This window comes from Proteiniclasticum aestuarii (genome assembly GCF_017368455.1).
GTDB classification, from domain to species: domain Bacteria; phylum Bacillota; class Clostridia; order Clostridiales; family Clostridiaceae; genus Proteiniclasticum; species Proteiniclasticum aestuarii.
Genome location: NZ_JAFNJU010000033.1, coordinates 1 through 533, shown reverse-complemented (window position 1 = coordinate 533; position 533 = coordinate 1). Strand labels below are relative to the sequence as shown.

2 tRNA genes and 1 rRNA gene are annotated in these 533 nt (G+C 41.1%); all 3 read right to left on the bottom strand.

Going from position 1 to position 533, the window contains the following annotated elements:
* Positions 1–175: 175 nt before the first annotated feature.
* Positions 176–252: transfer RNA gene (locus tag J3A84_RS15255), tRNA-Ile, on the bottom strand.
* Positions 253–257: 5 nt separating this feature from the next.
* Positions 258–333 (bottom strand) — tRNA-Ala (locus J3A84_RS15250).
* Positions 334–462: 129 nt separating this feature from the next.
* Positions 463–533, bottom strand: a 16S ribosomal RNA gene (locus J3A84_RS15245); the annotation flags it as partial.

Sequence of the window (533 nt, the reverse complement as noted above, 5' to 3'; positions counted from 1 at the left end):
CTCCTGATGCCAAGGCATTCGCCATGCACTCTTTATAGCTTAATCTTTTAAGTTACTCTTCTTTCAATCTTAACAATTGAAATGGTTTTTTCTTTACTTTCTCTCATATGCAGTTTTCAAAGAACAGATTTTTTGGATATAAAAAGTTCCAAATTAATGAAACTTTTTATATCTATGGTGGGTCTGAGTGGACTCGAACCACCGACCTCATGCTTATCAGGCATGCGCTCTAACCACCTGAGCTACAGACCCATATATGGTGGAGATAAAGAGACTCGAACTCTTGGCCCCCTGCGTGCAAGGCAGGTGCTCTCCCAACTGAGCTATACCCCCATAATATGGTAAGATCACTATTTATTTTAATAGTTCTCTCAAAATTAAACAGAATCAGGATTTACCAAAGTGTTTTGAAAACTTTCGTTTTCAGTGTCCAGAAGGATTAACTTCTGGTCGACTCCCTAGAAAGGAGGTGATCCAGCCGCAGGTTCTCCTACGGCTACCTTGTTACGACTTCACCCCAATCGCTGACCCTA